At 56.6% G+C, this 20821-nt stretch carries 19 protein-coding genes and 3 pseudogenes; 9 read left to right on the top strand and 13 right to left on the bottom strand.

Annotated elements, in window-relative coordinates; genetic code table 11:
• Positions 1-70: 70 nt before the first annotated feature.
• A pseudogene (locus BM449_RS15255) lies at positions 71-943 on the top strand (ARMT1-like domain-containing protein).
• A 260-nt stretch (positions 944-1203) separates the two neighbouring features.
• On the opposite strand, the gene BM449_RS01150 reads toward BM449_RS15255, so the two are convergent.
• Genes BM449_RS01150 through atpD form a run of 9 tightly spaced genes read right to left on the bottom strand, consistent with a single transcriptional unit; the run spans position 1204 to position 7911 of the window.
• Positions 1204-2172: a F0F1 ATP synthase subunit gamma gene (locus BM449_RS01150; RefSeq protein WP_071799740.1), complete on the bottom strand. Its 969-nt coding sequence runs from the start codon at positions 2170-2172 to the stop codon at positions 1204-1206.
• A gap of 4 nt (positions 2173-2176) precedes the next feature.
• The gene (locus BM449_RS01145) at positions 2177-3733 is read right to left on the bottom strand and encodes a F0F1 ATP synthase subunit alpha (protein ID WP_071799739.1); all 1557 of its coding nucleotides are present in this window, start codon (positions 3731-3733) and stop codon (positions 2177-2179) included.
• Positions 3708-4502 (bottom strand): hypothetical protein, encoded by a 795-nt coding sequence (locus BM449_RS01140; protein WP_071799738.1) that lies wholly within the window; start codon positions 4500-4502, stop codon positions 3708-3710. The genes BM449_RS01145 and BM449_RS01140 overlap by 26 nt, the downstream gene beginning before the upstream one ends.
• A gap of 1 nt (position 4503) precedes the next feature.
• Positions 4504-4773 carry a F0F1 ATP synthase subunit C gene (locus BM449_RS01135; protein WP_071799737.1) on the bottom strand — a complete coding sequence of 90 codons (270 nt, stop codon included), beginning with the start codon at positions 4771-4773 and terminating at the stop codon, positions 4504-4506.
• Positions 4770-5483: a F0F1 ATP synthase subunit A gene (locus BM449_RS01130; protein WP_071799736.1), complete on the bottom strand. Its 714-nt coding sequence runs from the start codon at positions 5481-5483 to the stop codon at positions 4770-4772. Before BM449_RS01130 ends, BM449_RS01135 begins: the two co-directional genes overlap by 4 nt.
• Positions 5484-5486: 3 nt before the next feature.
• Complete coding sequence (locus BM449_RS01125; protein ID WP_071801825.1) at positions 5487-5795, bottom strand: ATP synthase subunit I; 309 nt, start codon at positions 5793-5795, stop codon at positions 5487-5489.
• A gap of 30 nt (positions 5796-5825) precedes the next feature.
• A complete protein-coding gene (locus BM449_RS01120; RefSeq protein ID WP_071799735.1) occupies positions 5826-6146 on the bottom strand; it encodes an AtpZ/AtpI family protein in 321 nt (106 codons plus the stop codon).
• The gene (locus BM449_RS01115; RefSeq protein WP_071799734.1) at positions 6143-6532 is read right to left on the bottom strand and encodes a hypothetical protein; all 390 of its coding nucleotides are present in this window, start codon (positions 6530-6532) and stop codon (positions 6143-6145) included. Before BM449_RS01115 ends, BM449_RS01120 begins: the two co-directional genes overlap by 4 nt.
• Positions 6532-7911: a F0F1 ATP synthase subunit beta gene (gene atpD, locus BM449_RS01110; protein ID WP_071799733.1), complete on the bottom strand. Its 1380-nt coding sequence runs from the start codon at positions 7909-7911 to the stop codon at positions 6532-6534. The genes BM449_RS01115 and atpD overlap by 1 nt, the downstream gene beginning before the upstream one ends.
• 101 nt (positions 7912-8012) lie before the next feature.
• Here atpD and BM449_RS14840 point away from each other — a divergent pair, with 101 nt between their 5' ends.
• A complete protein-coding gene (locus BM449_RS14840) occupies positions 8013-8855 on the top strand; it encodes a hypothetical protein (RefSeq protein ID WP_145537087.1) in 843 nt (280 codons plus the stop codon).
• A 172-nt stretch (positions 8856-9027) separates the two neighbouring features.
• Here BM449_RS14840 and BM449_RS14360 read toward each other — a convergent pair.
• Positions 9028-9333: pseudogene (locus tag BM449_RS14360) on the bottom strand (transposase); the annotation flags it as partial.
• A 358-nt stretch (positions 9334-9691) separates the two neighbouring features.
• Here BM449_RS14360 and BM449_RS01090 point away from each other — a divergent pair.
• From BM449_RS01090 to cysK, 4 genes are all read left to right on the top strand, one after another.
• On the top strand, positions 9692-11101 hold the full coding sequence (locus BM449_RS01090) for a cytochrome ubiquinol oxidase subunit I (protein ID WP_071799730.1): 1410 nt from the start codon (positions 9692-9694) through the stop codon (positions 11099-11101).
• A gap of 2 nt (positions 11102-11103) precedes the next feature.
• Complete coding sequence (gene cydB, locus BM449_RS01085; RefSeq protein WP_071799729.1) at positions 11104-12105, top strand: cytochrome d ubiquinol oxidase subunit II; 1002 nt, start codon at positions 11104-11106, stop codon at positions 12103-12105.
• Positions 12106-12514: 409 nt separating this feature from the next.
• Entirely contained in the window at positions 12515-15124 is a 2610-nt protein-coding gene (locus tag BM449_RS01080; protein WP_071799728.1) for a cyclic nucleotide-binding domain-containing protein, read from the top strand.
• Between the two features lie 19 nt (positions 15125-15143).
• Complete coding sequence (cysK, locus tag BM449_RS01075; protein WP_071799727.1) at positions 15144-16124, top strand: cysteine synthase A; 981 nt, start codon at positions 15144-15146, stop codon at positions 16122-16124.
• Positions 16125-16263: 139 nt separating this feature from the next.
• Here the strand turns inward: cysK and BM449_RS01070 are convergent, their stop codons facing one another.
• Both BM449_RS01070 and BM449_RS01065 read right to left on the bottom strand, forming a co-directional pair.
• On the bottom strand, positions 16264-16863 hold the full coding sequence (locus BM449_RS01070) for a DUF2202 domain-containing protein (RefSeq protein ID WP_205526832.1): 600 nt from the start codon (positions 16861-16863) through the stop codon (positions 16264-16266).
• A gap of 129 nt (positions 16864-16992) precedes the next feature.
• Positions 16993-17667: a methyltransferase domain-containing protein gene (locus tag BM449_RS01065; RefSeq protein ID WP_071801823.1), complete on the bottom strand. Its 675-nt coding sequence runs from the start codon at positions 17665-17667 to the stop codon at positions 16993-16995.
• 82 nt (positions 17668-17749) lie between these two features.
• Here BM449_RS01065 and BM449_RS01060 point away from each other — a divergent pair.
• Positions 17750-17971, top strand: a pseudogene (locus tag BM449_RS01060) (cytochrome b6-f complex iron-sulfur subunit); the annotation flags it as partial.
• Between the two features lie 175 nt (positions 17972-18146).
• Positions 18147-18752, top strand: a complete 606-nt coding sequence (locus BM449_RS01055; RefSeq protein ID WP_083544312.1) for a rhodanese-like domain-containing protein — start codon at positions 18147-18149, stop codon at positions 18750-18752.
• A 76-nt stretch (positions 18753-18828) separates the two neighbouring features.
• On the opposite strand, the gene BM449_RS01050 is transcribed toward BM449_RS01055, so the two are convergent.
• Complete coding sequence (locus BM449_RS01050) at positions 18829-19335, bottom strand: DUF3122 domain-containing protein (protein WP_162922813.1); 507 nt, start codon at positions 19333-19335, stop codon at positions 18829-18831.
• A gap of 184 nt (positions 19336-19519) precedes the next feature.
• Here BM449_RS01050 and BM449_RS01045 point away from each other — a divergent pair, with 184 nt between their 5' ends.
• The gene (locus BM449_RS01045; protein WP_071799724.1) at positions 19520-20812 is read left to right on the top strand and encodes an FAD/NAD(P)-binding oxidoreductase; all 1293 of its coding nucleotides are present in this window, start codon (positions 19520-19522) and stop codon (positions 20810-20812) included.
• Positions 20813-20821 lie beyond the last annotated feature (9 nt).

Below are 20821 nucleotides of genomic sequence, written 5' to 3'. Positions count from 1 at the left end.
GGTAGCTGCACCGTTCGGCCGGAGTGATTTCAGAAGAGCGCGTAGCTTGCAATCGAATTGAGCAACCATCGTGAAGACTTCGTTAGATTGCATTCCCTGTCTCTTGCGTCAATCTTTGGATGCAGCCAGGTTGGTGTCCACAAATCCGTTAGTTCATGAGCGCATTCTACGTGATGCGCTGAGCTGGGCTGGAGACATGGACCTCAATCAATCACCTCCAGCAATGGCGCAACGCATCCATCGACGGTTGCGCGAAATTACGGGGGTCGCTGACCCTTACCGTGCAACGAAGGACTGGCAAAATCGCGTTGCGATGGAGTTGATCCCGATGTTCCGCGCTGAGGTTGAAGCTGCCAGCGATCCCTTGTTCATGGCAACTCGTCTGGCGATCGCTGGAAATGTCATCGATATGGGCAGTAATAGCAGCTTGACAGAGGCAGATGTGCGGCAAACTTTGAACCAAGCTCTGACAGACCCATTCTCTGGAGAGCAGGAGAGGTTTCGTCAGGCGATCACCCAAGCTCAATCCATCTAGTATTTATCTGATAATGCCGGTGAAATTGCCTTTGATCGACTTCTGGTTGAACAACTTCTTCCGATCCGGCTTACTTTTGTTGTGCGCGGTGCGCCAGTCCTGAATGATGCCACGCTTGCGGATGCGCGAACGGTGGGGCTTGATCAAATTGTTGAGGTTATGGACAATGGTTCAGACGCTCCAGGAACCATCCTGACGGAATGCAATCAAGATCTTCGCGACAGATTTGAGACTGCCGATCTAATTATTGCTAAAGGGCAAGGAAACTTTGAGACTCTCAGTGACGCACCAGGTAATATCTTTTTCTTGTTCAAGGTCAAATGTCTTGTGATAGCCAATCTTGTCAACCAGCCGATGGGCATGCAAATGTTAGTTGATTCCAAGTCGCTAGCAACGGCAATACATTGAACAGCCCCCTTCAACAAGAGCCCCTAGGTGATTGGCGGGCATCAGCCAACTGCTTCGTAGAAACCTTCGGCTAGCCCATCTCGTACAACGACGCCTTGATCTGTTTCATCAAATGTCTCGCATCAGGGCCCTTGAGTTGTGGATGAGAGGGGTGTCATCTTCTGCAAAGCGGGAAACGCATGAACGAGAACTCGTCCTATCCGTGGTTACTGAAATCAAGAAGCAATAGCGAAAACTTTATTCCACTGGCACAAATCGGTTCACTCTCTCTGCCGAAGAGCTTCGAAACCAGAAACGATGTCGAGGAGTTCACCGGTGATCGCATTCTGCCGCTGCTGTCGGTGCATAGCATTCAAGTCATAGAGGCGCTCCTCGATGTGTTCTCCCGCAGCGTGCATGGCTGCGAGTCGAGCAGCATTCTCGCTGGCCAACGATTCAACCGCGGCCCGGAATAGGGAGAGGTGGAGATACTCCTGCACGATGTCTGCGAAAAGGCCGGGCAGCGGCTGGTTGCTCATCGGCTCACCGCACGATTCCCACTCACGCCATTGCAGATTCGCCAGCCAAGAGGGATTAAGGGGCAGGAGCTGCCGCACCGTGGGCTGATGGGTCGTCGCAGCAAGATAACTCTGGTACACAAGCAAGATCCGTACGACACAGGTGCTCGAATGCTCCATATCGGCCCATTCGGGACCTGCCTTCATTGCCCCAGCGGTTGAATCAGGGAATCGCCAGCCTTCGATCAACGGGAGGAGTTCCTGAAGCAGTGCTGAAGCCGCCTCCAGCGAACTGGGCAGTGAAAAACGTGCCTCAATCGGTAGGGGGCCACCATCCAGCAGGGTGGAGAGGCGGTCTCCAACCACCGCCATCCTGCATCGCTGGTCGGCGATGCCAAGGCGCCGTAGTTCCTCAACAGTGAAGGTCACGATCTGTTCGTTGAACGGACCACAAAGTCCGTGGCTAGATCCATAAAGAATCACTCCCACATCCCCAGTGGAGGAGACAGAAGGCAATAAAGAAGTCAGAGAAGAAGGGCCGGCGTCAAAGCGCTGCAACCGCAGCACAGCCTGCAGGGCCTGCTCCACATTAGCGGTATAGGCGACGAGTGATTCCCGCGCCAACTGAGACTGTCGCGTACCCGCCATAGCCAGTGCCTTCATTGTTCGTACCACCGACTGAAGCTCTGTTGTCGTGCGAATCATTGCTCGCAACTCCTCAAGCGTCTGCATGCTTTTATGGCTTTGAGGCTCCGCCAATGGCGGAGCCAATCGTCACGCAGAGTGCCTCACGATCGTCTGCCGTGAGGGGCTCGCCGGCATCAATCCTCTGGCAAAGGGCATCGAGCTCCTGACGCACATGGCTCAGAATACTCGCTTCCTTTTGTTGCAGACTCATCTTCGGCAGCTCGTCAAAGAGCCCCGCATCCGTCCCAAACAACATGGCAACTTGGTCAGACACTGACAAGGGGTTGTGCAGCCCCTGCCGGAGCACATCCCGGATCTGGTGCCCTCGCTGCAAGATTTCACGGGTACTGGAATCAAGTTGGGTTCCAAAACGAGTGAAGAGTTGTATCTCCTGATACTGGGCATAGGCTAAGCGCAGGCCAGGACTAATCTCCCGAAGGGAGGCGAGCTGGGTTTTTGAGCCGACTCGGGAGACCGATTTACCAACGTCCACAGCTGGGAAGATTCCCATTTGGAACAGTTCAGAAGAGAGATATATTTGCCCGTCGGTAATAGAAATTAGATTGGTTGGGACGTAAGCTGAGATATTCTGTGCCTGGGTTTCGATGATTGGCAGCGCAGTAAGAGATCCCCCGCCCAGGGCGGTTGAAAGGTGAGTAGCCCGCTCCAGTAAGCGCGAATGCAGATAGAAGATATCCCCAGGATAAGCTTCACGTCCCGGGGTTCGCCGCAGCAGAAGGGAGATCTCCCGATACGTGCGTGCGTGGTGGGTGAGATCATCATAAACAATCAGCACATCACGCCCCTTCTCCATAAAGTATTCTGCCATCGTGGTAGCGGCATAAGGTGTAACATAGCGCAGCCCTGGTGAATCCTGTCCCGAGGCAACAATTACGATGCTATACTCCATTGCGCCATATTTTGAGAGGGTCGCAATCACGTTCGCGATGGAGGCTGAACGCTGTCCCATCGCGCAGTAAATGCATATAACGTCCTTGCCTTTCTGATTGAGTATCGTATCAATAGCCAGCAGAGTCTTTCCTGTCTGACGATCTCCGATGATGAGCTCCCTCTGGCCTCGGCCGATCGGAATCAGTGCATCAACAACTTTCCAGCCGGTCTGAAGTGGCACCGTTACTGCCGCCCGCTCCAGGATCGCCGGACCTTCGCGTTCGATTGGGCGCATCGCGCTGAATTCGACGGCTCCCAATCCGTCAAGTGGTTCACCTAAGGCCGTGATCGTGCGGCCCAGCAGACCCTCACCAACCGGCACCTCCACGACCCGGCCTGTTCGAACGACCGGATCCCCGGCACTGAGATGACGACCGTCCCCCAGCAGGACCACTCCTACTTCCTCAGGGTCGAGATTGAAGGCGATTCCAAGAAGGGATGACGTGCCTGATCGCTCATCCTGGCAAGAGAAACTGACGAGTTCATCAGATCGCACATTAGGAAGTCCACTCACTTGAGCAATTCCACCTCGTACAGAAAGGGTGACGCCAATCTCCTGTACGGAAAGGGCCGGGCAGAACACGGCGACGGAACGACTCAGCGAATCCAGCGCCCCGAGCAAAGCAGCTTCAAGCTGATGTTGTCGCTGAGTCATGAAGGGAGCCGCTGTTCGGAAGGAGGGCCTTGGTTAGATGTTGATCGAGATCGCTAAGGTAGTGATCCAGCGTCCAGCGGATCGCTTTCCCTTCAATCCCAAGCTGGATGCCAATGGGGAACAGGGGATCATCGATGAATGTTACACATCCGTTGCAAGCGAGAGACGCAAGCAACTGATCAATCAGAGCCTGACGGAGTTCCGCTGAAAGGGGGAATGAGGTACGGACCGTGATAGGTCCATTACTTTTCCCATCCTTTACCTGAATTGAATTTCGCTCGAAGGGCTCAAGATGCTTCAGCCTATCGAGAAACACATCCACAATCTGATGCTCAAGATTGGCGTTGGCTAGATCCTTTAGCGCCTTGCGTGCAATGGACTGACTCTCCTGAAGGACTCGCTGACTCACAGTCAGGAGGCAGGCCTCCTTCTCTTCTTTGAGCGACAGATAACTGCGATGGCGTAGCTCATCCAGCTCATTGCGCATGCGACTGAGCTGATCATTACGCTGCGCCTGCACGTCGGCATTGGCCTCGGCGAGGAGCTGCTGATGATGCGCTTCAAGATCACGGCGGAGGCGCTGCTGCTCCTCCATTTCCCCCTGGGCCGTTTGCTGAAATTCTTTTGCTTTCTCGATGTCGTGCATGATTCGATCCCGACGCTTTCGAATTACATTGCGGATTGGATCGTAGAGAACCCAGCGAAGCAGGGCTACAAGGAGTAAAAAATTAAAAATCTGGGCCGCAACAATAAACCAGTCAACAAGCATGTCAGAGTCCTTTGAAATAAATCCAAAATGGATTAACGAAAATCAGGACCATCGCTACAACCAGGCAATAAATGGCGGTTGACTCAACCATCGCCAGCCCAACAAAGAGGGTGCGGGTAATTACATTGGCCTTATCAGGCTGCTGGGCCAACGCTCCCAAAGCGCGTGCAACCGCCCAGCCTTCCCCCAGGGCAGGGCCAATCGAGCCCACGGCCATCGTAAAGGCGGCTCCAGCGATGGAGGCTATGCCTATTAGGGCGAGGTCACTCATGGGGGGGCTCCAGTTTTTTTGACGGGGGAGTAACCCCGGGATTCATCACTAATGCTAGCCGCTGATGAGATATAGACCAACGAAAGCACCGCGAAGACATAGGCCTGAATCACTCCAAAAACAAGTCCCATCGCCTGCATCAGAGCCGGGATAAAGAACGGCACAATGGACAGAAGGATAGCTGTGATCAGGCTTCCGCTCATTATATTGCCAAACAGACGCATTGCAAGCGCAACCGTTCGAGAGAACTCACCGATGATCTGAAAGGGCAACATCAGCGGTGTTGGCTTCAAGTAGGAGAGTAGGTAGCGGCGCAAGCCTAAATGACCAATGCCATAAATGGGAACCGCAAAAAATACACAAATCGAAAGTGCTACGGTAGTCGAAAGTGAACCGGTTGGCGGCTCGAAGCCGGGAATGATTGTCAGAATGTTGGCGGTTACAATGAATAAAAATAGGCTACCAACGAAGGGTAGGTAAAGAGTTGGATCTTGCTGTGTAACATCCTCAATTTGTTGGCAGATTTCCTCAACAATAGTCTCAACAATAGATTGCACGTGGGAGGGAATGCCTTCGGCGCTTAGGCCTCGCCCTAACCACAGGGAGAAGCCGACCAGCACGGCTATCGTGAGCCAGGTGAAGACTATGGTGGCACTGAGTGTCCAAGGCCCCCAGCTTGCAATCACGTTCGTATCGGGGCTTAGCTGCATGCCTTAGTCATCCAGAAAAGTAGGCTCTGTTGAAGGGATGGGGCGCCAGCGGAGGATCAGCAGAGAGCGGGCGAGTACAAAACCCAGTAGGGCGGCAGCCACACGTTGCCACTGGCCTGCGGCCACAAAATAGAAAACAGGAACTGCTATGGCAACCCTTGCCAGCCCGCTTCCAAGCATCAGTAGCACCGGATTGGAGGAGCGAGGTAGATGGCGCACTGTGAGCCATAGAGAGGTGAAAAAGCACAGACCCAGTACAAACCCGACAAGCAGGGCTATCAGAAGTGAAACGTTAGCGAGAAGTGCTGCCACGCTAGAATTCAGAGACAAAGGACCTGACCATTATGGCTCGTCCTGCTGCTGTTGCATCCATCGCCAGGCGTTCCAACAGCCCAGCACGATTCCGAGTATTAAGAACATTAATGTCCATGAATAGGAGTTGGGGAAACGCCTGTCAATCCACATCCCCAGCGCAAGACCAAGCAGTGCCGGCAGGGTTACAGACCAGCCCACCATTCCAGATAGACCAAGCCCCCTAATCACGATGTTCCGATCACCCTCAGCCTTGGCGCGAAGCCGACTTTCGGCCTTATACCGCACTTGAGAGGCAAGCGATGGTGGCTTTTGCCGGGGTCGGAAACTCTTGCCGCTAGTCGGTCTCATCCCCACTCTCCCAGCCCCGCCAGGCCATGCACAAAGCTGGCTTCTAGTCTCGCCAGTACGGCACGAGCCTGCTCTTCCCGCACATCAAGGGCCTGAAACTTTTCCACCACTGTCTTTTGCAACGTCTCCAGGGATCCTCCTGCCACGCCTTGACGAACTGTGACCATCAACTGACTCCCTCTCTTGAGCAGAAGTCCCTCGTCCACTGCCACGAATCCATCGCGACCATCTAAGTATTCATATGAAAGAATCCCTGGGACCAGGGTGCTCACCAGATCGGCATGATGCGGAAGCAGAGCGAAGTATCCGCTTTGGCTCTCCGCCAGCACCTTAACGACATCGGCCCGAAGGATCTCCTCAAAGGGCGCCAGCACCTGCAACTCCATCAGGCCACAGCCTCGTCAATGGTACCAATCATGTAGAGCGCGGATTCGGGAACTTGAGCGAAATCATCGTTGAGGATCCGTTCACATCCCTCCAGAGCGTCGATAAGTTTCACATGTCGACCGGGTTTGCCGGTGAATTGCTCGGTAGTGAAGAAAGGTTGTGTGAGAAACTTTTCCAGTCGCCGAGCCCGGTTTACTAACTTGCGATCATAGGAAGACAACTCCTCGATCCCCAGCATCGCAATGAGATCTTTCAGTTCTTCGTAGGTTGCCAGAGCTTCTCTAACGGCAAGCGCGATGGAATAGTGGCGCTGGCCGGCGATGCCACTCATCAGCATTTTGGAATTCGAGCCAAGGCTATCAACAGCAGGATAGAAGCCCTGGCTGGCCCGCTTACGTGATAGCAGAATTGTGGAGGAGAGGTGACCGAACGTATGTACGGCTGCGGGGTCTGTGAAGTCGTCAGCTGGAACATACACAGCCTGAATCGAGGTGATCGCCCCCGAGGAGGTGCTGGAGATCCGTTCCTCAAGCGCCGCCAGCTCAGAGGCCAAGGCCGGTTGGTAGCCGACCTTGGATGGCAGTTCCCCCATTAAACCAGAGACTTCCTGGCCTGCCTGAATGAAACGATAAATATTATCTATTAGCAGCAGCACATCTTGGTGAGCGTCATCACGAAAGTATTCAGCCATCGTTAGAGCTGCGTGGCCTACCCTGTAACGGGCACCCGGCGGCTTGCTCATCTGACCGAAGACCATCACGGTCTTGTCCAGAAGCTCCGCGTTTTGCATGGCGCGATAAAGATCTTCTCCCTCTCTACTTCTTTCTCCGATTCCGCAAAACAGGCTAATCCCTTGATGGTGACGCACCATGTTGTGGATCATTTCCATGATCAGCACTGTCTTCCCCACTCCGGCCCCACCGAATAGCCCCGCCTTGCCACCACGTTCCACTGGAGTCAGGATATCGATTATCTTGATGCCCGTTTCCAGAATTTCCGGATGGGTCGATAGTTCGACTAATGGAACGGTGGATTGGTGAATGGATCGCCGGGCCACGCCCTCGATTCGATCACCCTGATCGATAGCCTCCCCGAATACATTTAACATGCGTCCCAGCAGTTGTTTGCCGACTGGAACCCTTAACGAATGACCAGTGTCGATAACAAGTGAGCCCCTCGCCAGCCCTGAGGCCGTGGTCAAGGCGATGCACCGCACGACCTCGGTGCTGAGATGGCTGACTACTTCAATCACGACATGGCCATCTTCTCCAGCATCCAATCGATTCAATAGTGACGGAAGTTGTTGAGGAAAATGCACATCAACAACGCTCTCCCGAACTGCAACGACAGTACCTCTGTTGGTTTTTTCCAATGCCATGGGCCCAGTTTTGACTCATTTCCCTGGTTGCCGCCAGGTCCGGTGGACAACCATTCTCCTTTTTTCTAGCCTTCTGGGGTGGGCTTCTGCCCTCTGAGCACATGCACCTGAACAAAAGCCATCTGGTTTCCCTGCTGGTATCCACCCTCTGGATGCTTCCTGCCCAGGGGTCGCTGCTCGTGGATCTGGATAAAGCTCTGATCCGATGGAGCAATGACGACGACCCCTGGATCCGGGTGCGCTTTCAGGGGGAGATCAGACCGGTCGCCGAAGTACCACACTATGGTTTCCCCATAGGGCCTGATCGAAGCCTGCGCTTCATTCCTTGTCAACCTCCTGCCAGTGGATCGCCCATAGGATGCGAGATTCCTAATACGCCGCAAGGTGCTGCCGGGCTGGTGGTCGGCGCTCCGCTCGTCGTGTCCGAGCGCATGTACTACACACACGCGTGGCGGCGAGGATTGGTGAATACCAGTCCTGAAGAGGATATTCTCGCTATCGCCATGCGCCACACAGGAGCCTTTCTCCGTGACAAGGGGCAGCTGAAAAACAATCTGCCCGACACCAGCACTGCCTTTCAGAAATTCTTAGGCGCGCTCTCGGGAGCAAAGGCTGCAGGTAGTTCGGCGCCGATCATCAAACGGGCAGATAGGGCGGCAAGGATGTTTGCCGTGTTTCGGGATCTATGGCAGGAAGTGAATACTTATGCTTCACGTGATCTGAGTATGCCCTGCAGCAGCTTGCAGAAGAAGGCGGAGGCCTTCAACTCAGCGGCTGGCGCTGACCTCGTCCGTATGGAGAAGCGAAGTCCTAGAGGTGTCTGTTTCTTCTGCAGGAACGTCTGCACCCTGGAATCAGCTCATTCCCTCTTGAAATCCATGAAGCAGGCCCTAGCCGATAAGTTGTTGGATGCCACCAAGTCACCGGTCCAACCAGGTTTGTAGCATCACCATGTAGATGCTCTTGTTTTTCGTCATGGTAAGTGGTGCCATGTGGCGATAGCCTGCCAAAGGCGCGATCGAGCGCGGCCCCCATCCCTGCGAGCAGCAATTTTTCAGCAGGCATGGCAAGCTGAGCCAGAACAGTGCGCTTTGTGCAGGCAGATTGTGGAATACAGGAAATATGCGAGCAAAGTCTTTGGAGCTTCTCCAGGATTGAAACCGCCGTAGCCGTCCAGCTGAACGGGGCCTTGGTCTAGTTGTAGGCGGCGATGAATTGCTTGATTTTGCCGATCAGCTCCTTGATGCTGGAGATGTTGCCGCGGCGGATCGCCCGCTGCGTGATGATTCCAAACCAACGCTCCACCTGGTTAAGCCAGGAGGCGTAGGTGGGGGTGTAGTGGATAGGGAAACGGGTCCGCTGGGCCAGCCAGGTGCGGACTTTGGCGTGCTTATGCGTGGCGTAGTTGTCGACGATCCGGTGGTGACGTGACCCCCATGCCGGTCACGTTCCACCGCCCCACCAGGCCGCTCAGGGCAATGCTGCAGAGCAAAGCGCAGAACCTGCGCGCCGTGGATGGTTGGGGTATGAGGTCGACCAACAAGCGTCAAAGGCAGCCTATGCAGACTCCGCGGAACGGGCCACGGCCGCAAAGGGCCAGCAAAGGGTGGAAACATCCCCTTTGTGAATTCGCCAGCAACAGAATGGTGATTGCAACATTCCATTGCACCCCCACGGCTTGTCCTAGCTTGCCACAGACTGGTGCCACTATCAAAGCTTGGCAAGCTGGCCGGCTTGTTGTCACGGTGTCGCTCCCGCACCTCTCCGCCGCAGCTTCTCCATGAACTGGCTTGCCGACACCATCGTCCTCTCACGGCTGCAGTTCGCCCTGACGGCGATCTTTCACATGCTCTGGCCCGTTCTCTCCACTGGGCTGGCGATCTATCTGGTGGTACTCGAAGCCATCTGGCTGCGCACACGCAACCCCCTGTATTACCACCAGTGCCGCTTCTGGGCAAAGCTCTACGTGCTCAACTTCGGCATCGGCGTGGCCTCGGGGCTGCCGATGGAGTTCCAGTTCGGCACCAACTGGGCGCCCCTATCCGAATTCGCCGGTGATTTCTTCGGCTCAGTGCTGGGCTTTGAGGGGGCGATGGCCTTCATGCTCGAGGCCGGTTTTCTCGGGATCATGCTGTACGGCTGGACGCGGGTGCCGCCGGCCATCCACTTCCTCTCCACGGTGATGGTGGCCTTCGGCGCCAACCTCTCGGTGTTCTGGATCCTCAGCGCCAACTCCTGGCTGCAGACCCCATCGGGCGGCACCTTCTCCGATGGTCACTTCCAGGTGCAGAACTATTTTGCTGCGATCAATAACCCCTTCATGGTCAAAAGTGTGATCCACATGGCCCTGGCCACGCTGGAAACTTCGATGCTCGTAGTGGCGGCGATCAGTGCCTGGTCGCTGATGCGCAGCAAGGCGCCGGAGTTTTTCCTGTTCTCCTTCAAGCTGGCGCTGGTGATCCTGCTGGCGGTAGCGCCGCTGCAGATTCTGGCCGGCCACGAAAGCGCTGTGCAGGTGGCCGAATACCAGCCCACCAAACTGGCGGCAATCGAGGCCCTCTGGGACGATCAGGCCGCCGGCAGCTCCCCCGCCTGGAGCGTGCTGGCAGCCCCTGATGAGGCTAGCGGCAGCAACCGCTGGAGCCTGGCGCTGCCTGGAGCCTTCAGCTGGATCCTGGAAACACGGCCCCAGCTCAGCCAGCCGTTGCGGGGTCTCAATAGCTGGCCCGCCGACCAACGGCCGCACATGGTGGGGCTGCTCTTCTATTCCTTCCGGGTGATGGTGGCGATCGGCCTGGCAGCAGCGGCCCTGATGGCCCTCAGCCTGCTGTTCTGGTGGCGCGGCCGCCTCAGCGCCGACAGCTTAGGCCAGTGGCCCTGGTTCAGCTGGGCCTGGATCCTCTCGGCCCCGGCCGGCTACCTGGCGATCGAATCGGGCTGGGTGGTGCGTTGCGTGGGCCGCCAGCCCTGGACCGTCTATGGCCAGCTGCGCACCGCTGACGCGGCCTCGGTCCTGCCCGCCGCAGAGGTGCTCACCAGCTTGAGCGGTTTCGCCGTGATCTACACGGTGCTACTGATCTTTGCGCTCTACTTCGGTTCCCAAATCATTGCCAAGGGCCCGAATCTCAGCCTCGAGCCCCCGAATGGTGGAGGGGCCAGCGTTCTTGCCAACCCCACCCCGAGCGCCTGAGCATGGACTTCCTCGAATGGTTCATGCCCACGGTCTGGTTCGTGATCCTGGCCCTGTTCCTGCTGCTCTATGTGATTCTCGATGGCTTTGATCTGGGGGTGGGCATCCTGTCGCTTACCTCAACGGGTGAGACCCAGCGCAGCGTGCTGATGACCAGCCTCGGCAATGTCTGGGATGCCAACGAAACCTGGCTGGTGCTGATGGGCGGTGCTCTATTTGGGGCCTTTCCGCTGGCCTACGGCACCATCCTCAAGGCGCTCTATGGCCCCATCTATCTGATGATCCTGGGACTGATCCTGCGGGCCGTCGCTTTTGAATTCCGCGAGAACTCCATCAATAAGCGTCCCTGGAATCTGATGTTCGGCATCGGCAGCTTGGTGGCTGCCGCCTCTCAGGGCATCTGCCTTGGCACCGTTCTCTCCGGCATCCCCACCGATGCCGCTGGCCACTTCACCGGCTCCGTCTGGATCTGGGTCAACCCCAGCAGCCTGCTGGTGGCTATTACGCTCATCCAGGGCTACGTTCTGATCGGTTCCACTTACCTGATCCTTAAAACCAGCGGTGAACTGCAGCGGCTCCACGTTCGCACCGCCCGTCTGGCGGCTGCCACCACCCTTGGTGGGGCCCTGCTGATCACGGTCACGGCACCCTTCGTGTCGGAGTCGCTACGCGAACGACTGTTCGATCCCTCCTTTCTGCCCTTTTTTGTGGTGTTGCCTCTCGTGGGCATTGCCTTGATCGTGCAGCTGTTCCGCAGCTTGGCGATGGAGCAGGAGATATGGCCATTTGTTTATACCGTTCTGTTGTTTGTCGTTAGCTTTGCTGGCTTAGGTGTAATGGTTTTCCCGGCGGTGATTCCGCCGTCGATCACGATCTTTCAGGCCTCAGCGTCGGTGAGTTCGCTGGTGTTCATGCTCACCTTTATTGGTGTACTGATCCCAATCATGCTATTTTATAATATCTATAACTATATTGCCTTCCGTGGCAAGGTGAGCACCGAATGAGATCAGCCTATGGGTCTGAATAAAGCAAAGCTATTCAACGAATGGCACTGATCCTCACCCTTCCTCGTATTCGTCCCTTCTTGCTGGGAGTTGTGCTCATCATCGGCCTGTCGGGGGGGACCGCTCTAGGCGACTGCCGAGGGATCTGCCATGCTCGCAGCGTAACAGAGTGGAATGTGAGTGAAACGTGCGATAAAGATCTTGGAGGATATCAAACGTGGGTAGCAGCATTAGAGCCATCGTGGCATGCTGTTTGAGTCGGACTTGAATCGAGGCCAACCAAAACTTAAAAAAACCAGCAACTTTACGGAAGTCGTCAATTATTAAGCCTTGAAGCTATTACCATGAAAGCATGGTTAGTGTTTTCCCCAGCCCTCACCCTTCAGGCCTCGATCATCGACCTCTGGGAATGGGCCTTGAAGGAATGCCTGCCCAAGAGGAGAGCCGCATTCAAGAGTACTCAAACTGGCTGCAATTCCATCGCCTCTGGGGGCAGCTACCTGATCTTGCCCGAAAAGAATTAGCGCGATCGCTACACCTGCTGAGGGTTGAAGCTGGAACGCTGATCTACCGTGAAGGTCAATCGTCACTGGGATTGTATCTGCTGAAGTGGGGGGCCGTAGAGATTCAGCGGCTTTCTCCGATCGGTCAATCACTCATTCGTCAGCGCAGTGCGGGTGAGCTTTTTGGCTACGTTTCGCTCCTGGCCAATCCAGGCAGCGCCCAACACCAGACGCAGGCCATCGCCCTGACAGCCAGTGAAATCTGGTTTTTGCCCCAGCGTCTGTTGCGGCAGCTCACGCAGCAGTACACCGAGATTGAGCATCTGTTCAATACTGTGCTGGCTGAAGATCTCAATGCCTTTAGCACCCGTATCGCCCGGGAACAGCAACGCGTCCAAGGGTTGCGGGATTACATCTGCTCGGTGCCAGCAGGCGAGACCATCCTGGGCAGCAGCAAATTCAGCCAGAAGCTGAACGACACGATTGACCAAGCTGCCACGCTGCTCCAGCCGGTCGTCCTGCTCGGGCCGAAGGGCTCTGGTAAGACCTTCGTTGCCGGGCTGATTCATAGTCGCTCGGGCCTGGCAGACCAACCTTTTGCAGAACTGGACTGTGGGCAGCTGCCTCGATCAGCACATGGTGCCCTCAACACAGATTTGTTATTTGGCCGTGAAGGGTCTGAGGCCGGGCTCATTGAACTAATGGAGCGTGGAACGTTGTTGCTGAGCAACCTCCAGGTTCTCAGTGTGGAGGATCAAGCTCGTCTGATTGCCTATTGCAACACTGGCAACATTCAGCTCAATGTTGCGTCCAATAGTACCCCCAAAACTTTTCCGTCGTTGGTACGGCTCATTTTTACATCTCCTGAAAAGTTGGTACTTTCAGGCTTTGAGGGTATGACGATCAAACTGTTCAGTCTTTCCCAGCGAAAGGCTGATATTCCTGACTTTACTAGTCACTTCCTCGCGCAGTCTTGTCAAGCCCAGAGTCGTCCACTGATGACCCTCTCTCAGTCGGATCTACGCCGCCTGATCAGCTATGCCTATCCCGGCAACATCATAGAGCTAGCGGCGATTCTTAACCGTGCAGTGATTATGTCACCTGCCGGGCAGTTGATCATTCCAGAGCAGGCTCTTTGGTCGGTGCAGTCGCCAAGAAATGCCTTCCGCGTCGACCTGCTCACCCAGATTCCCTGGCTAAGGGGTCTTTTGCTGAGCCGCTGGTACCCCGAAGGTCTGTGGATCGTGATGATGGCGCTTTTTGTGCCCGTAACCCTGGCTGGATTTTTGGGGCCGCAAACACGAGAGAGCAGTGTGACCTTGAATTTCTTTTGGGCTTGGTGGTGGCCGGGATATTTGCTGTTGTTTGTTTTCATTGGCCGGCTGTGGTGTGCAGTTTGTCCCTTTATGATCACAGCGGAATGGTTGCGACGCGCCTCGCTGTGGTTATTCCCTCGCCAGCAGCTGCCGTGGCCAACCCAATGGCTCAATCGCTGGGGGGCGTGGGTGCTATTCGGCGGCTTTGTGGTGATTTATCTATGGGAAAAGCTCTGGGACTTGCCCAACAGTGCCTATCTCTCGGCCTGGCTGCTCCTGGCGATTACCGCAGGAGCGGTGATTTGTAGCCTGATCTACGAGCGGCGTTTGTGGTGCCGCTATCTCTGCCCCATCGGTGGCATGAATGGCATGTTTGCCAAACTCGCCATGGTTGAGTTGCGCTCAGATCAACAGGTGTGTGGTAGCCAATGCAGCACTTTTGGATGCTACAAGGGGAGCGACGCTACGACTGTTACTTTTGCCGATTCGCTTGCTAGCGAAGGGCAGGCGACGGGGGGCTGCCCGCTCTATTCACATCCCGCACAGCTTCAAGATAATCGTGATTGTGTTCTGTGCATGACCTGCTTGAAAGCCTGCCCGAATCGTTCGGTTCAGCTTAATCTGCGCTTTCCCACCACAGATCTGCTGGAGAATCACCAGGGATTCTGGGCTGAAGTGGCCCTCCTGTTGTTGCTTTTGGGCGGTGTACTGATGCACCACAGCGAAAGAATCCTCTCTGCATTTGGATTCCCTGCTGTACCGGTTGATGCCCAGCATTTTTGGAGCAGCGCCGTGATTGCACTGCTCTTGCTCAGTCTTCCGGCTTTGGCGACCTATCTGGCGCATGCGATCGCGCGCCGATTTGATCCCGACCAGCCTCCCTATCTCACGGCTATTTACGCTTATCTTCCTTTCACCCTGGCTCTTAATCTGGCTCACTATGTGCCTGCGGCGATGACAGAAGCGGGGAAGATTGTGCCAGTTTTTGCCCGCAGCCTTGGATTCAGCGGGATTGGTTTACCCATTCTCACCTGGAGCGCTGATGTAGCCGTCTTCATACAGGGCGTGACATTGCTTGCAGCTCTGGTGTTCAGCCTCTATCCGCTGTTGAGAATCACAAAACGGACGCTACTGAGCAACTTGCCCCACCTTCTCTTGATGGTTGGACTAACAGTCGGTGGCTTCTGGCTCATTGTTTGAACGACCCATCAGAAACACCATGAAGATCTATCCCAGTGTGCTTGAAGTGATCGGACGCACGCCTCTGGTGCAGCTTCAACGGCTGCCGCGGAGGTGGGGCTGTGACGCAGATATCGTCTTAAAGCTTGAAGGTCTCAATCCTGCCCAGTCGGTCAAAGATCGAATTGCGGCGAGCATGATTATGGAGGCGGAAAATGCTGGGTTGATCCAACCAGGGATCTCCACCATTGTTGAAGCAACCTCTGGGAATACCGGGATTGGTCTTGCCATGGTCTGTGCGGCAAGGGGCTATCGGCTGATTCTGACGATGCCTGAACATATGAGCAGAGAGCGGCAACAGATCTTACGTGCCTATGGTGCTGAGGTTATCTTGACCGCTGCTCAAGCTGATATGCCTGGAGCGATTGCCCATGCCAACTATCTGCTGGGAACGTTGACGAATGCTTTTTCGCCGCATCAATTCAGCAATCCTGCCAACCCTAAAATTCACTATGAAACCACCGGTCCTGAAATCTGGGAAGACACCGATGGCGATTTTGGGGTTTTCGTCGTTGGCGTTGGAACAGGCGGTACGCTCACGGGAGCTGGACAATACCTCAAGCAGCAGAACCCTCTTCTCAAGATTGTTGCTGTTGAACCGTCCCATAGCGCCATACTAAGTGGGCAACCTGCAGGACAACACGATCTTCAGGGCCTTGGGGCGGGCTTCATTCCTGATGTCTTGAGAATTGATTTGATCGATGAGATCATTACAGTTACCGAGGCTCAAGCCTATGAAACTGGACGGCAACTAGCTCAGGAAGAAGGGATTTTGAGTGGTATTTCAACAGGCGCGGCAGTGTATGCCGCGGTGCAGATCGGACGGAGACCTGAGTTTCAAGGTCAACGTATTGTTGTCATCCAACCGAGTGGTGGGGAGCGTTATCTCAGCACGCGCATGTGGAATTCAGCCAAACCCACAGGGCCATTACCTGAAACTCTCAGCGAGTCCGAGCTTTAGCCTATTGCGACCTCGAATGATCGATGAATATATAGCTATGACCTGATAACTTTACGAATCATGCCAGCAGCTCAACCTCTTGACCCCAATTGCATAGTCGGCTTGAAGCACAGAGAACTGTGCGTGATGGTTTCCGCCTTTATTGCTCAGGTATCAGCGGCATTCGACCATGCCGCTGCCTTCCGCAGTGGCCTCGCCCTCGACGACCGCCGCCTCCACCGCCTGGGCATGCATTGTTCACTTGGGCAGCCACAGGATTTGTGTTGAAGTTGAACCGGGCTGCAGCACGCTGAAAGGCAGCCAGGTGGCGGTTCTGGGAGGCCGACCGCAGGCGTTCAAACACCCGTAGCATTTCTGGCCGTTGGGTAGCCCTCAGGATCCGTTGGTAGAGATCAACGTTGTCGATCTCTGCCTGCACACCGGCTTCACAGGCCTCCTGCGCGCTGGCGTAATGGCTCAGGTTTACCGCACTCCAGGGATTGGTAGGAACGGTGAGGTTGTAGCGGTGAAAAAGATGCTGCAAGGCCTGAATATGGCGCTGCTCCGAATCGCGGATGTGCTGAAAAGGGCGTACCGGCCCAAAGTCCTCCAGTACCTGGGTATAGGTGGCCCAGGCGTGATACTCGTCGTTCAGAGCATCGTGCAGTGCCTGGATTTCGGCGTCAGTCAGTGAAGTCATCACACGGGCCGCAGAACGGCCGGGCAAGAGAGCGGGTGCTGCCGGTGATGGCTTCACCATGGAGTCATTCTAATGTCTTTATCCTGATATCGTTGTATTAATCTGAAGTCGGATGCCTTATTCGCTGGGCCTGTTACGGGGCAACGGCTGCGGGATGGTCCCGGGACAAGCCGCCTGCGTCAATCAGGGTCAGCACCCACTCGGTTTTCGCCAAAGACCCAGCCACTCCTCACGGCGCTGGGCCACGGATCCCTGGGCCGGCTCCCAGATGTCTGAGACGAAACCAGCCTGGCGCCATTGGCAGGCCAGCTCCTGCGGGTCACTGCCAAAGGGCGGGCCGCCTTCGCGGCTCTGGCAGAACAGCAAGCCGAGCAGCCAGCCGCCTGGCTTGAGCAGTCTTTGGATCGTGCCTAGGTAGGCCTTGCGCAGACCTGGATCGATGGCACAGAAACAGGTGTGCTCGACCACGCCATCCAAGCTTCCCTTGGTCAGACCGGCAGCGCTGAGCGCAGACGCATCAAACAGATCGGCCTGGAGCCAACGCAACTCGGAGCGATCGGGGCCATGAATCCGGCGCGCCTCCTGAATGGCCACACTGCTGAAGTCCAGCGCCACCGCCGAAAACCCGAGTTCAGCCAGCAGGGCTGCCTCATGCCCGCGTCCGCAGCCAGGGACCAGCACTTTCCCTTTGTGCGCAGGTGACTCGGGATGGCAACGCAGAAATTTCTCCAACGGCGGAGCTGGCTGGCCCAGTTCCCAGCCATCACCCCCTTCTCTGTAGCGCTGGTTCCAGCGCCCTGGATCGCAGCTCAGAGCGGAAGCACGGCCCGGGACGTTCTGTGAGGTAGGCAGGGGTCTGCTCATCAGTTCAATTTGGTCAGGTTTGGACACTGTGGCTGGATTTCGGTGGTCGCCACCACCACCTGATTTTGAACTCACGGGCCGGTTCTTCATTCCGCCCCGTTCGGCGGCCGGCGGCGGGGGAGTGATGGTCCGCGACGAGCTGGGTAGCCCAATCACGGCCGCTGGCTGGCTCAACAGCCATCAGGGCGGCGATGCCATCAACGGCTACGGCATCAACGCCATCCGCACCCACCTGGGCTGCGTCGTGCCTTGGGATTCGGCGCCAGGGAAGTTCATCTGCCTTTGCCACGGCAGCCAGTACGACGATGCCGGCCTGGCAGGAGGGGATCTCCAGGATCGCTGCCGATTCAGCGATGGATTTTGATGGATCTACCAGCCAGAATCGGGTGGAGGCCGCTTTTGCGGGTCCACGACCTCCGCTCAAGTCCGATGCCTTTCGCCCTTAACGTTGTCTACCCCGTGCTGACGGGGGTGGGGCGGTGCTGCTGGAATCGCTGGCAGGCTTTTACTGGCTTCGCCAATGTTCAAAAGTTGCTGAGCGCATGAACACTGTTCCCCACCAGAAAATCTGGGCTTCGATCACCTCAGCGCTTTTTGGCGTTGCCTTGATGGCTTTTATTCTGCTTGGCATTGGTAGCCATCCAATCGCCATGGCTGCTAACACGGCGGCTGCAACCACAGTGCCAACAACTTCAGTGAATCCAACCCCAATAGAAACAGCTGTTGGTCACTACCTTGATCTCCTGCCCGCAAATTTTCATGCGATCGGCTCGGTTCCAGCCATGAAGAGCCTGATCGAAGCTGGCAATTCTATGCTTATCGATGTTCGTAATCCAGCGGAGTATGAGGTTGGTCACATCCCTGGAGCGATCAATCTTCCGCTCAGCGACTTGGAACGGCATCTTGATGCCGTTCCGCACGATCAAGACGTCGTTGTGTATTGCTCAACCGGGTATCGAGCGGCCATGGCCGTGATGGCCCTTCAGCTGCAGGGCTTTGATCGTGTCAAGGGTTTCCCGCCTGGTTTCGTTGGCTGGGAAGCCGCAGAACAAGCTGTGATCCCATCAGCGAACAATTGGCCATGAGCGGATCAGTCCATCGAGTTTGATCAGCCCAGTTGGCTGGAAGGCTCCTGAGCTGGGGCCTTCCATGCCGGTGTGCTCAGGTCAGGTCGCTGCGCCGCTGAACCGATCCCATCGCGTGGAGTTCCAGCACCTGCTCGGGGCTGAGGTTGAAGTCAAGAACACCTTGGCCGCTGGGAACGGCGACGTGGAGGGGCAGGGCTTCACTGGGCCGTGGCATCAAGGCATCGAGATCGAACTGGGCCGATCCGGCGGGAACCACTGAGCCATCGCTGGGCACGATTTCTTCGCTGCGATTGGGCAGGTTCCACTCCTGACCCAGCGAATCGCTCAAGACCAGATCGGTCCCGTGATCCAGGGTTGTTTTGGCATCCAGGGCGTTGAAGCGGATGCGCAGGCCAGAGGGGTACTCCGGGAAAGGCTGCTCAAAGACCTGGGCGCTGAGGCGATGGCCCGCCTGATCGCTGAGCGACCAGGTATCCGCCGCAAGGGCTGGCGACGTTCCCAGCAACAACGCCATCAGCAGCGGCAGGACGCCCAGCAACCATTGCATCGGACGAAGCTCACCCCGGTCAAGGCAATTCATGGCTCTAAACGCATAAAGGCCTAGCAATTCTAGTGCAAGCATCGGGACTGGGCTGTTGGTCTTCGCCGTGCTGCGCCAGGCTGGCTCTTACCCGCTTATGGCTACAAACGCATCAACAGATGTGCCAATGGCGGCACGGCGCGCCAGGCCGGGTTAGAGCTAAAGGCGAGCTCGGGATGGAGAGATGGCTGAATCTGCTTCCAGCGCAAGGCACTTCCAGGTTTTGATTGTCGGTGGCGGCTCCGGCGGGCTCATCGTCGCGGCCCAGTTGCTGCGGGCTCGGCCCGGCCTGGATCTGGCCATCCTGGAGCCCGCAGCCGTCCACGAGTACCAGTCCGGCTGGATCCCGGCTGGAGCTGGTCTGTTGGCGCTCGAGCAGACCCACCGTTCCGAGGCCAGCGTGATCCCGGCTGGGGCTGTCTGGATTCAGGGCAGCGCCGCAAGTTTTGAACCCCAGGCCCGCCGGGTGATCACGGCCGCCGGCGAAGCCCTCAGCTACGACGTGCTGGTGGTGGCCATGGGTCTCCAGCTCAATTGGAGTCAGATCAAAGGGCTGCCGGAGGCACTCGGCAGCTACGGCATCATCAGCAACTACTCACGCGCCCACATCGCGACCACCTGGGAGGCGATCCGCAGCTTCAAGGGTGGTACGGCTGTTTTCAGCCACCCTGCCACCCCGATCAAATGCGGCGGTGCTCCCCAGAAGGTGATGTATCTGGCCGATGACATCTTCCAGGCCACCAGCGGTGTGGGCGTGAACGCCCGGGTGATCTTCTGCACGGCCCTGGCCCATCTCTATCCGGTGAAGGCCTACAACGCCACGGTTGAGCGCGTCGTGGCGCGCCGGGGGATCGAGACCCGTCTGCTCCACAACTTGATCGAGGTGCGCGCCGAGGAACAGCTGGCGATCTTCGAGGTCAGCTCAGAAGGTAAGCCGCCCCAGCAAGAGGCGATCCACTTCGACCTCTTGCATGTGGTGCCGCCGATGTCGGCCCCTGATGTGATGGCCGCCAGTCCCCTGGCCATCAAAGGACCGGGTGGCTGGGTGGACGTGAACAGGCTCACTTGCCAGCACAAGCGCTTTGCCGATGTGTTCGCCCTCGGTGATGTGAGCTCTCTGCCCACCTCCAAGAGCCTGGCCGCCATCCGTGGCCAGGCGCCGGTGTTGGTGGCCAACCTGCTGGCCCAGCTCGATGCTGCTCCCCTACCGGCCCAGTACGACGGCTATACGGCCTGCCCGTTGATCACCGGTTTTGGCCGCGTGGTGATGGCGGAATTTGACTACCAGCTCCAGCCGGTCAGCTCCTTCCTCGTGGATCCAACCAAGGAGCGCTGGAGCATGTGGCTGGTGGAAACACGGGTGTTCCCTTGGGTGTACTGGAATCGGGTACTGAAGGGTCGCTTGCTCGAAAGTCGTTTCATCAAGCCGTTGGCTCCGCTGGTGCGCTGGCTGGGGCTGGCGCATCAGCAGCCGTGATCAAGCCGG

The sequence above is a fragment of the Synechococcus sp. SynAce01 genome (genome assembly GCF_001885215.1).
GTDB classification, from domain to species: domain Bacteria; phylum Cyanobacteriota; class Cyanobacteriia; order PCC-6307; family Cyanobiaceae; genus Regnicoccus; species Regnicoccus frigidus.
The sequence above is the reverse complement of the archived record's forward strand: the minus strand, read 5'-3'. Positions and strand labels throughout refer to the sequence as shown.